This is a genomic window from Komagataeibacter sp. FNDCR2 (assembly GCF_021295395.1).
Taxonomy (GTDB): Bacteria; Pseudomonadota; Alphaproteobacteria; order Acetobacterales; family Acetobacteraceae; genus Komagataeibacter.
The window spans coordinates 113,260-127,561 of the sequence record NZ_JAIWOU010000001.1 but is presented as its reverse complement, the minus strand read 5'-3'; the positions used below and the strand labels follow the sequence as shown (position 1 = coordinate 127,561).

The following is a 14,302-nucleotide window of genomic DNA, read 5'->3' as shown; positions in this document are numbered from 1 at the left end:
AGGCCATGCGCCGTCCGCCATTCGATTTGTGGCAACTGCTGTGCGTGCGGGCAATCGCCGAGCACGGCAGTATCCACGGCGCGGCGCGTTTCCTGAACATCCGACAATCGGCCGTCAGCCGATCCCTGCATAACCTTGAGGAGCGGCTTGATGTCAGGCTGTTCATCCGTTCGCCGGCGGGCGCTGCTCCAACCATGTTCGGTCAGGAATTCATCCGCTGGAGCCAGACGATCCTGGACAATGTGGCAGGCATGAACACCCGCGCTCGGCGGACGGGCAAGGGCGAGAATGGCCAGATCTCTATCGGTATCCAGACCTGCGTCCTGCCCGGAAGACTCTCGACCTTCACGGCAGACTTCCGCGCCACTCACCCCGATATCGTCTTTCGCTATTCCGAGGGTACAGGCAAGAGGCTGCTGCGCCGGCTCCAGCGCGGACAGATCGATTTCGCGGTCGTCACCCGCCGCAACCTGGCGCCCGCCTTGCGGGTCACGCCTCTGTGGAGCGACCGCATCGTGGCCGCACTCCCCACTGATCATCCCCTGGCAACACGACCGGAAGTATCCTGGACAGACCTGCGTCACGAGACGTTCCTCACGGGACGCGACAACGCGGGTCAGGACTTCGAGGCACTCATCCAGCGCAAGCTCGGGGAAACCGGCATCCGCCCAAAGATCCAGCGTCATGATATCGGCAGCAACAGAATCGTCGCACTCGTCCAGAACAACGAAGGCGTCGCCCTGCTTCCCGCCTCGTGGCTACCGCTAATCCGCGATCGGCATGGCCATGACATCGCGATCACGGAAATCCGGGACGCGGGTGGCTCCTCCCATCTGGAATTCGGGATGGTCTGGCGACCCGACAATGAAAATCCCTGCGCCCTGAGTTTCGCCCGCTATATCGAAAGCCACAGACCATGAAGCTATTTTTCTGACGACGTTCCTTTCCTCTTTCTCCGCGCCCTGGCGAATCCCTTGTCCGACATCATGAACTGCCGAAGCATGGGCGCGACCAGTCGGGCTGGATCCGTCGCCCCATCGTTGCCGGAAAGAAGTGCTGCGTAGGCAAGCAGGTCACGATGGATATCGGCGGGTAGCGCCACCGTCATTCTGACCGGCTTCTCATCGGGAAGTTCGCTGATTTTCAGGTCCGTCATCGTCTGTGTCCTTGATCCCGGTAGGGTTTGAGTAGCAGGTCGTGCCCGACCAGAACGGTGAACGGCAGCCCCGGCCGGTCGGTCAGGGTGGGCTGGACGTTCAGGCTGCGATCGATCAGGCGGTTGCCGACCATGGAAAATCCATTGCTGGCGCCGGAGCGGATCGCCTGGGCCAGATTGTTTTCGCTCTGGCTGGTGCCCGCCTCGGAGCCGACGCTGAGGAGCGTGGTCACCAGGGCCGCTTTGAAAAGCTGGCCCCAATGATTGTCGACCTCGTCAGACAGGCCGGACTGGCCGATGGCGTCACCACCGGGCAGCTTCTCCAGCACGAGGCTCTCGCCGTCGGGGTATATGAGCCGCGTCCAGATGATCTGCGTGCGCTGCTGCCCGAAGGAGATCCCACTGTTATAGGCCCCGAACAGCCTGCTGCCCTGCGGGATCAGCAGATAGCGGCCGGTCGGGCTGTCATAGACGTTCTGCGTGACGTGCCCCACGATCTGGCCCGGCAGGTCGGAACTGATCTTCGTGTTCAGTGCGCCAGCGATCACCGTGCCCGCCTGGAGGACATAAGGTGAGGCAGGCGGCGCAATGCGGTCCGGGCTGGTCGTCGCGCGATCAGGCTGCCCTTCCAGAAAGGCGAGGTTCCCAGCCTGTGGCCCGGTCGTGGTGGACGCCCGCTCCTGAGTGGCAGGAGCGTCCGGCGCGGGCGGCATCGTCTGTTCGCCGGCGCGGTCACGTTCCCCCATCTGCACGAATAGCCGGCTGGCGATCGCGGCCTCGACCTCCTGCGCGACACGGCGATCATCCCCGCCTGATGCGGCTTTCCCCTGTGCCTTCAGGATGGTGTGCCCAAGGTCACCGGGCAGTGCAGGACCGAGCTTCGGGACGCCACTGCCGACGTAGTCTGAGGGCAGCCCTGCCAGCCCATCGGCGGACGGACGCACATCCGTGTCCTGGCTGGCGGCCGGTGGCGCTTTGTGGCTGCTGTTCTCCAGCGCGTAGCCGAGTGCCAGACCAATGGCGAGCATGCCCGCACCGCCGAGCGCCCAGACCACGGTACGGTTGAGCCTTACTACGCGCGGCCGTTCGGCCCTCAGACGCAGATCGGGCGGTGGTGATGCGGAATTTCCCCCTGTTGCCGGAACCGCTGGATTTTCGCCCGCTGTTGGAACCTGCCTAGTCATGTCCGCCGTCCATCGGTGCGGACGATGCGCACGCGCTGCTCGCTGTGTTTATCCCCGAGCCGCAATTCGGCGGCGGCAAACAGGCGATCGACGATCATCCAGTTCTGCCGGACCCGGTAATTGACCAGTTCCACCCCGCCATCGGCCCCCAGCACAAAGAGTGGCGGCAATTCCCCCTGCCCGATCCCGGACGGGAACGCGATATAGACCTTGTGGCCGTCATCGAAGGCCCGGCCGGGCAACCAGGGGGGCACTCCGCCTTTCACACTCTCGATCGCGTAGCGGAAATTCAGCGCGTCGAGATTTAGCCCCACGTCCACGGGGGCAGCGTCATCGGCCGCACTGTCCTGTCGATGCAGGGCAATCAGGTCGTCCTCGGGATAGTCCCACGACACCGATGCCATGTAGGTCGCGGGCGTGGAGCGCAGTTCGGCGAGATAGGTCCGCCGGTCGGTGTTGACGATCAGGTTTGTGGTCAGATCCGGCCGCGTCGGTTTGACCAGAATATGGATGTGTTTTGTCGCCCCTGCCCCGCTTTCGGTATCACCGATGATCCAGCGTACGGTGTCACCTGCCGCCACGGGTCCGGTGCCGACCAGCTTTTCACCCTTCTGGAGCATGATGTCAGTGATCTCGCCCGGCGAGGCATAGACCTGATAGAGAGCACCGGGGCTGTAGGGATAGACCTGCACCGCGTTAATGAAGCCCGCACGCGTGGGCTGGATGCGTGCCGCCAGATTGGCCTGTGTCACACGCGCTGTGGGGTCGGCGACTTCGGGGGCCGGATGGACCGCGCGTCGTGACGGCAACGGCTTGAGCTGCCCCGGCAACGGGAGAGGCTGCGGCACTTCCACGACCTGCACCGGTTTCGGCGGGTCGGGCAGACGTGTCGCCTGCACGGCGTCATCGTAGCGAATGACAGGCGGATGATACTGCCCCGAGCAGGCGGACAGGGCGAGCAGCGTCAGCGGCAACGCGCGCACGATCATGCGGATCATTGACCCAGCTCCTTCGACCAGTTGATGGCGGAGACGTAGATTCCAAGCGGGTTTTTCCGCAGATGATCAGCGTCGCGCGGCGTGCGCAGAACAACCGACACGATTGCGGTCCAGCGTTCGGTGCCGGTGAACGCGCCGTCACGGTAATGACGCTCGGTCCAGGCCACGCGGAAGCTGGCGGGCGAGGCCCGGATCACCGAGGCGATGTCCACCTCGACCTGCTCATGCCCGATGCGCGAAAACGGATCGTTCAGGCGGGCATAATCGTTGAGGGCCGCAGCCCCGGACGTGGTGGTGAAATCATAGGCACGCAGCCAGTTCTGCCGGACCACCACGGCGTCCGACGATAGGGACCGCACGTCCTGGACGAACTGCGCCAGATACCAGGCGATCTGCGGATCGGCGGGCGTGTAGCCCCCTGTCACCGGGGCTACGACCTGCGCCTGCCCCAGCCGGTCCACCTGCACCACCCACGGCGTGATGGTGCCGCGCATAGACTGCCAGACCAGGCCAGCCCCGAGACCGGCGGACAGGAACAGGGAACCGAACGCCATCAGCCGCCAGTTACGGGCCTGGATGCGGGCGGAACCAATGCGCTCGTCCCACACCTGCACTGCTTTCTGATAGGGTGTCACCGGCTCGGGCGTGGTCCCGTAGCGTGTGGTGGAGCGACGGAACATCATTCTTTCTCCGAGAGATCGATGGAGGCGGATCCGCCGCCGCCATCGGCGGAGCGGATGACATTGGCGGCCTCGGCAGCATGGGCGGCCGCATTCCGGCGCTTCATCTTCCGCGCCCAGCGCGGCGGCTTGCCGTCGGAGGCGTCGCCGCCATCAGGGCCACCTCCCGAGGGGCCGCCACCAGGGTTACCGCTACCGGCAGGCCTGGAACCGGGGTCATCCCCGCCGCCGGACGGGCCTGAAGACCCACCGTTATCCGACGGACCGTCGCCTTCTCCCCCGCTGCCCATCGCACCGGCGGCCCAGCGTCCGCCGGCCGCGTAGCTTTCCTTCAATGACGACGCCGCCGCGCCGACCTTGCTCTTCGCCGCGTTCACGGCAGCGCCACCAACAGCCCGGCCCATTCCGCCGATACCGGCAGCCACGCCTCCGGCACCGCCCGCTCCGGCGCTGTAAGCCGTCGTGGCAGCACCCGCGACGGCTGCCCCTCCGCGTGCGGCGGCTGCCGTCGCGCCGAGTGCGGCAGCCCCGCCCGACGCCAGGGCAGCGGGGGCAGCCACGGCAGCGGCACCCATCGCACCGACCGCCATTCCAGTCCCGGCCGCCGCCCCGGCGCCAAGCTGCGGCGCACCGGAAATCAGCCCGTTGGCGACGCTGCCGCCATACATGGCGAGCCCGATCATCGCGAGGGCGGCGAGCACCACCGAGAGCGCCTGGCCGATCGTGGGCAGGCTATCGCCGTAAGACGTGGTGAACTGGGAGAAGAGCGTGGAGGCAATGGCGCTGATCACGGCGAAGACCATGATCTTCACACCGGAGGACACCACGTTGCCCAGCACCTTCTCGGCGAGAAATGCCGTGCGGTTGAACAGCGCGAAGGGGATCAGGATGAACCCCGCGAGCGTGGTGAGCTTGAACTCGATGATCGCCACGAAAAGCTGGACGGCGAGCACGAAGAACGCCGCCATGACGATGAACCAGGAGATCAGGAACACCGCGATCTGGGCGAAGCCGGTGAAAAAATGGATCGGGTCGAGGAACTGGTGCATCGCATCCAGCAGCGGCAGCGCCGCGTCAAACCCGGTCGCCGCCAGCCTGCCGGGATGCACGAGATCACCCAGCGCCAGCTTGCCACCGCCGACCTTCAGGCCGAGGGTGGCGAAACTGTCGAAGACCTCTTTCGATAAACCGTCGAAATTATCGATGACAAACGCGAAGAAACCGATATAGAGCGTCTTTTTCACCAGCCTCTGGATGATGTCCTCGTCTGCCGCCCAGGCCCAAAACAGACCGGCGAGCGCGATGTCGAGCACGGACAGCGAACCGGCCAGGGACACGACATCGCTTTTCACCAGACCGAAACCGCTATCGATCGTCGTGGTAAAAATATTCAGGAAATTGTCGATAACACCTGCATTGGTCATACCCGTGCTCGCCATGACCGTCAGTTCCCGTCATTGAAGACGGAGACAGCGCCCGGCACGTAGGCGTCATGCTGTGCGAAATGTTCGTATTGCGCCTGGCCTTCTGCCTCGGCCGCCGCCTCACGCGCCCGGTCGAGGTCTTGTGCCCGTCCGTTGGCCGACAGCACGGCAACCACGTCCGAGAGCTGCCGGGATTGCAGGGCCAGAAGCTGGTTGCCGGCCTGCGCCGCCTGGAGCGCGCCGCTCGAACTCTGGCTTGCTGAGACGAGCTGGGTCATGGCGCTGCTGTCGGACGGGATATTGCCGACGGCACGGGCCTGCATCTTCAGGGCATCCTCGAACCCGCCGACGGAATTCTGCCAGCGGGTCTGGGCCTGGCTGAACAGGGCACTGTCGGACATCCCCAAGGAGACGGACGTGTAGGACTGCTGGTACTGCTGCTCGACCGAGGTGACGCTGTAGGCAATGTTCTGCGCCTGCGCGAGTAGCGCGGTAGTCTGGGAAATCGTTGATTGCAGCGTCGACAATGTCGACAAGGGCAACAGGGCGAGATTCTTCGCCTGGTTGACCAACATCTGCGCCTGATTGGCGAGAGACGTGATCTGGTTGTCGATCTGCTGCAATTCCCGCGCCGCGATCAGCACGGTCTGGACATGCGCAGCCCCGTCATAGACCGCCCATTGCGCATGGGCGGATTGCACCGAACTGACGCAGGCACCAACGGCCGGCGCCGTGACGGATGCGAACAGTCCCATACGACGGAAAAGTATTGCATGAATCCGGAAGAGTTTTTCCGTCATGGCACGTCTCCTTCCCGCAGAAGGTCCGCAGCCCATGCCACGCTGCGTGCGTCGAACCATGCCGTGAGGAATCCGGCACGTCCGTGTTCCGCCAACACTGCATCGATCAGCTTGTGATCGTCCTTCCCGGATGCCGCGCACAGGGCGAGCGCCACCGGTCCCAGCCCCAGCTCGAACAGACGGTTGCCGCGCTGGGTCTGGCAATAATACTCCCGCTTCGACACGGCACGGGCAATGATGGCGATCTGCCGGTCATTCAGCCCGAAATCCCGATAAATCGTGGCTATCTGCGGCTCGATGGCCCGCTCGTTGGGGAGGAAGATCCGCGTGGGGCAGCTTTCCACCACGGCCGGCGCAATGCGGGAATTGGCGATATCGGACAGGGATTGCGTGGCGAAAATCACCGACGCATTCTTTTTGCGCAAGGTTTTCAACCATTCGCGAAGCTGGCCGGCGAAATCGCCATCGTCCAGGACCAACCAGCCCTCATCAATCACCAGCAGGGTCGGGCGGCCGTCCAGACGGCCCTCGATGCGGTGGAAGAGATAGGACAGCACGGAAGACGCCGCGCCGGAGCCGATCAGCCCCTCAGTCTCGAACATGACGACGTCCGCGTCGCCAAGACGTTCGGCGTCCGCATCGAGCAGGCGGCCATAGGGACCGCCCAGACAATAGGTCACCAGCGCCTGCTTCAGGGCGTTGGACTGGAGAAGCGCTACCAGTCCGGACAGGGTCCGCTCATGGGCGGGCGATGACGCGAGGGAGTTGAGAGAAGACCAGAGATGGGATTTCACGTCCGGCGTCAGTGCCACGCCCTCACCCACGAGAATCTGCCCCAGCCATTCTGAGGCCCATTTGCGCTCGTCGGCATCGTCGATCTTTGCCAGCGGCTGGAGTGACATGGCGGGCTGCCCATCATCCTCGTCGGTCAGTCCGCCCCCGAGATCGTGCCAGTCTCCGCCCATGCCGAGCGTCGCCGCCCGCATCGAGCCGCCGAAATCGAAGGCGAAGACCTGAGATCCCGGATAGCGGCGGAACTGGAGTGCCATCAGTGCCAGCAGCACGGATTTACCTGCCCCGGTCGGTCCTGCGATCAGCGTGTGACCGACATCCCCGACGTGAAGGCTGAACCGGAATGGCGTGGCGCCCGCCGTCTTGCCGTAGAAAAGGGGGGAAGCACGGAAATGGCCATCCTGTTCCGGCCCAGCCCACACGGCGGACAGAGGAATCATATGCGCCAGATTCAGGGTTGAAACAGGCGGCTGGCGGACATTGGCGTAGACATGACCGGGCAAGGAGCCGAGCCACGCCTCCACCGCGTTGAGGCTCTCCGCCATGCAAGTGAAGTCGCGGCCCTGGATGATCTTTTCGACTAGCCGGAGCTTCTCGGCCGCGATGGAGGCGGAACCATCCCAGACTGTGATGGTCGCGGTGAGATACGCCTGCCCGACATCGTCAGCTCCGAGAGACTGCAAGGCCAGATCGGCATCCGCGGCCTTGTTGGCAGCGTCATTGTCCACGAGCACCGACGCCTCGTTGGTCATCACTTCCCGGACGATCACCGCGATCGATTTCCGCTTGGCGAACGACTGCCGACGGATTTTCGTCAGCACCTTCGTCGCATCCGTCTTGTCCAGCAGGATCGCACGGGTGGACCAGCGATAGGGCATGGCCAGCCGGTTCAGGTCGTCGAGGATTCCGGGGAAGGTCCGCGACGGGAAACCGGTGATCGTCAGGGTTTTCAGATACGCATCACCGAGTTTGGGTTCCAGAGCACCCGCCAGCGACTGATCCACCAGCAGGGCATCGAGGTGCATCGGGATTTCCGGCATCCGCACGCGCTGGCTGCGGTTCGAAATCGTGGAATGCAGGTAGGTGAGCGTCTCGCCGTCATTCAGCCAGGTGACTTCGGGCATGAACCCGTCGAGCAGGGCCAGCATCCGGTCCGTGCGATCGACGAATGCATGCAGCATGCCGTGCGGGTCCGGCCCCTCAAAGAGGAACCGCGCCGCCCGATCGGACGATTCAGCCGGTGGCAGCCAGACCAGGGTGAGAAAATACCGGCTCTCGAAATGTGCCCCCTCGTCCTCGAACGCCTCGCGTCGTTCCAGATCGACCATCTGACTGGCGGCATCGGGGAAATCGCTCTCGGGGTACACTGTTGCCGGGACGCGCTGTGCCTCGACGAACACGGCCCAGCCTGAGCCCAGACGCCGCAGGGCATTGTTCAGGCGCGCGGTGACCCCAACCAGTTCAGCGGGCGTGGCGCTGTCCAGATCGGGGCCACAGATGCGCGCCGTGCGCTGGAAACTGCCGTCCTTATTGAGGACGACACCTGTTTCGACCAGCGCGGCCCAGGGCAGGAAATCCGACAGGAGGGCAGCACGGTTGCGATATTCCCCAAGGGACATCATGGCCGATCCTCCTTAAGCCCGGAGCCAGGCGGGATAGCGGAGATGCCGCCGTCCGACCTCAATGAACAGCGGATCGCGCTTCGCCCCCCACACCGCGAGCCCATGACCGGCGATCCAGAAGACGGCGCCGATCAGCCACAGCCGCAGGCCGAGCGCGATCGCCGCCGCCAGCGTGCCGTTAGCGATGGCTACAGCACGCGGCGCGCCCCCCAGCAGGATCGGGTCGGTCAGCGAGCTATGCACCGGGACATGAAAGCCCGGCACCGCGTCATCCTCATATCCGACGGCCATCAGATCAGCGCTCCGCCAGAGAAGGAGAAGAACGACAGGAAGAAGCTGGACGCCGCAAAAGCGATGCTGAGTCCAAAGACAATCTGGATCAGGCGGCGGAACCCGCCGGATGTTTCCCCAAAGGCCAGGGTCAGCCCCGTGACCGTGATGATGATGACCGAGATGATCTTGGCCACCGGTCCCTGCACGGATTCCAGGATCTCGTTCAGGGGTGTTTCCCATGGCATGCTGGATCCTGACGCCCATGCCGATGATGCGAAAACAAGCGACAGCAGCATGGAGGTTCCGAATACACGCATATCCGGCATATGCCGGTCAGGACGTGCGACAGCGCACACGATGGCGCGCAGACGTGAAGGCGGCATCATGATGACTCTCCATTGGCAGAGATGGATATTTCGGGAGAAGAGAGGCTGACCGGACGGATGCGATAGGCGCCCGTCACGGGATCGAGGCCGTCAATTTCGGCCAGGTCGGACAGGCGGCGGGAATTGCCGCGCCCCGAAAGCACGGCGATGACGTCGATGGTTTCGGCGATCATGGCGCGTGGCACTGTCACCACCGCCTCCTGGATCAGCTGTTCCAGACGATATAGGGCCGCCAGCACCGACCCGGCATGTAGTGTACCGATGCCGCCGGGATGGCCGGTGCCCCATGCCTTGACCAGATCGAGCGCTTCGGCTCCACGCACCTCACCGATGGGAATACGGTCAGGACGCAGACGGAGACCGGAGCGGACAAGGTCCGACAGTGTGATGACACCTTCGCGGGTGCGCAGGGCAATGAGATTGGGTGCCATGCATTGCAGTTCGCGCGTGTCCTCAATCAGCACGATGCGGTCACCGGTTTTAGCCACCTCGGCCAGCAGGGCGTTGACCAGCGTGGTCTTGCCGGTGCTGGTCCCGCCTACGACTAGGATATTCTTCCTGTCCGAGACCGCATGACGCAGGAAATCTGCCTGGGCATCGGTCATGATCCCGGCTTTGACATAGTCATCGAGGGTGAACACGGCCACGGCGGGCTTGCGGATGGCAAAACTCGGAGCCGTCACCACGGGCGGCAGCAACCCCTCGAACCGTTCGCCGGTTGGCAACTCGGCCGAGACACGGGGTGCACCCTCATGTACCTCCGCCCCGACATGGTGGGCCACGAGACGCACGATGCGCTCGGCATCGGCCGGCGCAACCCTGTCGCCGGTATCGCCCAGCCCCTCGGACAGACGGTCGATCCACAACCGCCCATCGGGATTGAGCATGACCTCGACCACGGTAGGATCAGCGAGATGCCGGGCAATCGCCGGTCCCATCGCCGTGCGCAGCATGGACGTGCCGCGCACCCTGACCCCTTCATGGATGACGGAAACCGACATGACCTTCCCCCGTATGGGCCCAACGCGACGGACGAACAGCGACGGGGACCATTAAGAAAGGCTGGAAACAGCGCGTTTCAACAGGAATTCAGGCGTCGTAGGACGGCAGCAAAACGCAGGGCAAAAATACTTGCGAGGTGCGGATTTTATGCCTCCGGTTCATCCGGTGCGCCGGGGTCCAAAACATCCTCCGGGATTTCCTGCAGGAGTCTCGGTCCCTGGGCCAGCCTGCGACCGAGGGCGGCGACAAAATTATCGTAACGTGCCCCGGCCTGCGCGCGCGCTGCCTTCGCCGCCGGTTCGGGTAGCGGCGGGGTCGTGGTCAGCCAGAAGCGGATGAACAGCGCCAGGGTCTCCACCGTGATGCCAATATCACGCTCCAGCCGCGCGAGGCGCCGGTCCTGCCGGTCGAGGCGCTTCGATGTGGCAGCCTCGCGGCGCTCCTCCCCATCGGGCGAAAGGAAGGAGGCGACAGCGGCCTCGACGATCAGCGACATCGACTGTGCGCGTCGCGCCGCATAGGCGGACAAAGTCTTCATCACCTCGGGGTCGAGATAGACGGAGATCTGAGCTTTCTTTTTCGGCATTACCATATCTGCCTCACAGTCCAAGTTCATCGCCACGGTCGAGCGATGCCTGCCGGGCGACGCCGCGCATGAGATCGTTCATCCGGTTGTTGCGGGGCGCGATGTCGTCGAATTCATCGACCGGATCAGGCGTGAACTCGTTCTCCATCGGCTCCTTCTTTTCGACAGTGCCTTCACCCAGTTCCGGCTGACGGCGTCGGGCGGACTGGTTCGGATCTTCTTCCTCATCGTCCATCATCTGCGTTTGAGTCGCCGCATCTGGCGCTGGCGGTCTGGGTGGGAGTGGACGACTGCTCCAGTCGTCCGGGCATCCCTCCGTCGGACGCATGGGCTTCGGCGGCGGCAGAATGCGCTCCTGAAAGCGGGCATCCTCGAAATAGCGGGCCTTCTTCGCGCGGATCGGATACAGCCCGGAGACCATGACGATCTCGTCCGCTGGCGGGAGCTGCATGACTTCTCCCGCCGTCAGCAGCGGGCGTGCCGTCTCCGAGCGCGAAACCATCAGATGGCCCAGCCAGGGCGAAAGCCGGTGCCCGGCATAGTTCTTCATCGCCTTCATCTCCGTGGCGGTGCCGAGCGCGTCCGAGACACGTTTCGCGGTCCGCTCATCGTTGGTGGCGAAGCTCACCCGGACATGGCAGTTGTCGAGGATCGAATTGTTCGGCCCATAAGCCCGTTCGATCTGGTTGAGAGACTGGGCGATCAGGAAGCTTTTGATCCGGTAGCCCGCCATGAAGGCCAGCGCCGATTCAAAGAAATCCAGCCGCCCGAGGGCCGGGAATTCGTCGAGCATCAGCAGGAGCCGGCGTCGCTGTGCCGCAGCCTCCAGGTCTTCCGTCAATCGACGGCCAATCTGGTTCAGCACCAGCCGGATCAGCGGCTTGGTCCGGCTGATATCCGATGGCGGCACGGTCAGATAGAGCGTCACCGGGCGATCACCATCGACGATGTCAGATATCCGCCATTCGCAGCGCCGCGTCACCTCCGCAACCACGGGATCGCGATAGAGGCCGAGGAAGGACATGGCGGTGGACAGCACACCCGACCGCTCGTTGGGAGACTTGTTCAGCAATTCGCGCGCGGCCGAAGCCACGACGGGATGCGCGCCGGCATCGCCAAGATGCTTCGTTCGCATCATCGCCGACAGCGTTGTGGCGATCGGACGCTTCGGGTCCGACAGGAAATTGGCGACACCGGCCAAGGTCTTGTCGGGCTCGGCATAGAGGACGTGCAGGATGGCACCGACCAGCAGGGAGTGCGAGGTCTTCTCCCAGTGGTTGCGCTTCTCCAGACTACCTTCCGGGTCCACGAGGATGTCGGCGACGTTCTGGGCGTCCCGAACCTCCCATTCTCCTCGTCGGATCTCCAGCAGCGGGTTATAGGCAGCCGAGGTCGCATTGGTTGGATCGAACAGCACGACGCGCCCGAAACGAGAGCGAAATCCCGCCGTCAGCTCCCAGTTCTCACCCTTGATGTCATGGACGATCGCCGAACCGGGCCAGGTCAGGAGTGTGGGAATGACCATGCCGACACCCTTGCCGCTGCGGGTCGGTGCGAACGTCAGGACATGCTCCGGTCCATCATGCCGCAGGTAGGCTTTGCCATACCGGCCCAGCACCACCCCGTCCGGGTCAAGCAGCCCGGCCTGGGCGATTTCAGCCGGTCCTGCCCAGCGCGCCGAACCATAGGTCTCGATCTTCTTGACCTCGCGGGCACGATGAACGGACATGGCCACGGCAGCGGCGAAGGCCAGCACGCCGCCTGAGCCTGCGATCCAGGCGCCGCGCGCGAACACAGCCGGGGCATAGGCATCGAAGACGTACCACCACCAGAAAAACAGCGGCGGCGCATAGACCGGCCAGCGGCGGAAGAGCACGAACCAGGGCCGACCGAGTTCAGGCTGAAAGGCCAGTTCCCATGCCGTCCATTCAGTCGCCGCCCACCAGGACAGGACGATCATGGACAGAACCAGCGCAACCTGTCCCCATTGAATACGTGTTCCGGGCTGGTCCATCTGCACTCTCCGATCCATCGGAGAAACAGCGGACAGCCGTCATTTCAAAGGACGCAAGCGCATTGTTGCCCCGATCGCACCCAGTCGGTTAGGAGCGAAAAAATACTTGCACCATGCGGTGCCCCTCCACATGATCTGGTCATGCGCATGGCATGCGTATGAGGAGTCGAAAAATGGCTGGCACTGCCATCAGCACCACGCCCTACGACGGGACAGCCCCGCAACGGCCGGTCAATCTATCCCTCAACGCCGACCTTCACCGCCGCTGGATATGAAGCAGATTGAGAAAGAATGCTCTAGTGCGTCCGAATCGCGCTTTGAGTTGATAGTTCATTTTGGGTGCTCCCCACCAAGCGTAAAAGAGAAATTTACAGATGTATTCCCTCCGAAGCTTCCCGAAAAACTGTATCGACTTCTCATTTCCTGAAGTCGAGCGGACACAGCTTCTGGAGCAACCGTACCAACACCAGTGCTTAGGAAAATCATAAGTTTCTCGTGCAAAAGTACCGTCAGAATTTCGCGGAACAAGTCGCCTAGATATAGTGGGAACTGCTGTTCTCGCATTGCGCTTTCGACGCAAATGACTTGGCCAGGCGAGACATCGATCCATTCTATGCCCCGGCTGTGTCCTTGCTCATCGGTAAATGTGACGGCGCAGGTATTCCGGACAGGCAAACGCCCTTCCTTGTAGAGCCTGTCGATATGAAGGCGTGGCTGTAGCGCGAGCCAATGTGGGTGGACCTCTTCAAGAGTCTTACCTGAATGCCAGACCATGATGGGGTCGAAATCCTCATCAATTGGAATTTCACCTCGTTCCTGTGCCGCGTTAAACTCCCTTTGAAGCTCCCAGGACGAGATAATCCATCGCAGAAGACTTGCCTTATTGTATTTCTTGAGTAAATGACTAGTTTTAATGCGTAGTAACGGCAATTCGAAGTGTTTGGTGAGTGCATCCTTTTTTTTATCGCGTGATATTTGAACTGGCCCTTTATGGCTCGGGCCATCAAACTCCACAGCAAAAATCGGGTCTTGCTCTGTATTGCAAATGAGAAAGTCGAAATGTGACTTGAGGGCGAAACTGTAGTGCGCGTGATCGATGCCACTTCCTTCAATGGGCAGAACATCTGCAAGTCTAATTTTCACGTGTACATTATAGCCGTATTCCGTCGATAGCTTTTGGAGCTCACGATATGTCGCTTCCTCCGGATAGTTCAAAATCTTTTTTAGCTTGATCATTCGGTCCCCGACCTTATTGGCGGTTCTGTTTTGCAAATGCCGACATTCAATTATATCACGTTAAGACTGGCTTTTATCATTTAGAAAGCCCACGTCCCTCTTTGGCGGAGAAAGAAGGAATGGATACACAGCTTACGTTGCCCCTGCCG

At 62.6% G+C, this 14,302-nt stretch carries 14 protein-coding genes; 1 reads left to right on the top strand and 13 read right to left on the bottom strand.

Features of this window, described 5'->3' with window-relative positions:
• Positions 1 to 5 precede the first annotated feature (5 nt).
• Entirely contained in the window at positions 6 to 920 is a 915-nt protein-coding gene (locus tag LDL28_RS00655) for a LysR family transcriptional regulator (protein WP_233056737.1), read from the top strand.
• A 2-nt stretch (positions 921 to 922) separates the two neighbouring features.
• Here the strand turns inward: LDL28_RS00655 and LDL28_RS00650 are convergent, their stop codons facing one another.
• The 13 genes from LDL28_RS00650 to LDL28_RS00590 all read right to left on the bottom strand — a co-directional run bounded on the left by LDL28_RS00650 (position 923) and on the right by LDL28_RS00590 (position 14,153).
• Positions 923 to 1,156 (bottom strand): DUF2274 domain-containing protein, encoded by a 234-nt coding sequence (locus tag LDL28_RS00650; protein WP_233056736.1) that lies wholly within the window; start codon positions 1,154 to 1,156, stop codon positions 923 to 925.
• Positions 1,153 to 2,340 (bottom strand): TrbI/VirB10 family protein, encoded by a 1,188-nt coding sequence (locus tag LDL28_RS00645; RefSeq protein ID WP_233056735.1) that lies wholly within the window; start codon positions 2,338 to 2,340, stop codon positions 1,153 to 1,155. The genes LDL28_RS00650 and LDL28_RS00645 overlap by 4 nt, the downstream gene beginning before the upstream one ends.
• On the bottom strand, positions 2,337 to 3,338 hold the full coding sequence (gene trbG, locus LDL28_RS00640) for a P-type conjugative transfer protein TrbG (protein WP_233056734.1): 1,002 nt from the start codon (positions 3,336 to 3,338) through the stop codon (positions 2,337 to 2,339). Before trbG ends, LDL28_RS00645 begins: the two co-directional genes overlap by 4 nt.
• The gene (gene trbF, locus LDL28_RS00635; RefSeq protein WP_233059140.1) at positions 3,335 to 4,018 is read right to left on the bottom strand and encodes a conjugal transfer protein TrbF; all 684 of its coding nucleotides are present in this window, start codon (positions 4,016 to 4,018) and stop codon (positions 3,335 to 3,337) included. Before trbF ends, trbG begins: the two co-directional genes overlap by 4 nt.
• The gene (gene trbL / locus LDL28_RS00630) at positions 4,018 to 5,457 is read right to left on the bottom strand and encodes a P-type conjugative transfer protein TrbL (protein ID WP_233056733.1); all 1,440 of its coding nucleotides are present in this window, start codon (positions 5,455 to 5,457) and stop codon (positions 4,018 to 4,020) included. Before trbL ends, trbF begins: the two co-directional genes overlap by 1 nt.
• 5 nt (positions 5,458 to 5,462) lie before the next feature.
• Positions 5,463 to 6,242, bottom strand: coding sequence for a P-type conjugative transfer protein TrbJ (gene trbJ, locus LDL28_RS00625; protein WP_233056732.1), 780 nt, complete (start codon positions 6,240 to 6,242; stop codon positions 5,463 to 5,465).
• Positions 6,239 to 8,656: a conjugal transfer protein TrbE gene (trbE, locus tag LDL28_RS00620; protein ID WP_233056731.1), complete on the bottom strand. Its 2,418-nt coding sequence runs from the start codon at positions 8,654 to 8,656 to the stop codon at positions 6,239 to 6,241. The genes trbJ and trbE overlap by 4 nt, the downstream gene beginning before the upstream one ends.
• A gap of 12 nt (positions 8,657 to 8,668) precedes the next feature.
• Complete coding sequence (locus LDL28_RS00615) at positions 8,669 to 8,947, bottom strand: VirB3 family type IV secretion system protein (RefSeq protein WP_233056730.1); 279 nt, start codon at positions 8,945 to 8,947, stop codon at positions 8,669 to 8,671.
• Positions 8,947 to 9,315 carry a TrbC/VirB2 family protein gene (locus tag LDL28_RS00610; protein WP_233056729.1) on the bottom strand — a complete coding sequence of 123 codons (369 nt, stop codon included), beginning with the start codon at positions 9,313 to 9,315 and terminating at the stop codon, positions 8,947 to 8,949. The genes LDL28_RS00615 and LDL28_RS00610 overlap by 1 nt, the downstream gene beginning before the upstream one ends.
• Positions 9,312 to 10,268 carry a P-type conjugative transfer ATPase TrbB gene (trbB, locus tag LDL28_RS00605; RefSeq protein WP_370636353.1) on the bottom strand — a complete coding sequence of 319 codons (957 nt, stop codon included), beginning with the start codon at positions 10,266 to 10,268 and terminating at the stop codon, positions 9,312 to 9,314. The genes LDL28_RS00610 and trbB overlap by 4 nt, the downstream gene beginning before the upstream one ends.
• Positions 10,269 to 10,462: 194 nt before the next feature.
• Positions 10,463 to 10,909 carry a ribbon-helix-helix protein, CopG family gene (locus LDL28_RS00600; protein WP_233056727.1) on the bottom strand — a complete coding sequence of 149 codons (447 nt, stop codon included), beginning with the start codon at positions 10,907 to 10,909 and terminating at the stop codon, positions 10,463 to 10,465.
• Positions 10,910 to 10,916: 7 nt separating this feature from the next.
• Positions 10,917 to 12,917: a conjugal transfer protein TraG gene (locus LDL28_RS00595; RefSeq protein WP_233056726.1), complete on the bottom strand. Its 2,001-nt coding sequence runs from the start codon at positions 12,915 to 12,917 to the stop codon at positions 10,917 to 10,919.
• A gap of 330 nt (positions 12,918 to 13,247) precedes the next feature.
• Positions 13,248 to 14,153, bottom strand: coding sequence for a DUF2726 domain-containing protein (locus LDL28_RS00590; RefSeq protein ID WP_233056725.1), 906 nt, complete (start codon positions 14,151 to 14,153; stop codon positions 13,248 to 13,250).
• Positions 14,154 to 14,302: the final 149 nt, after the last annotated feature.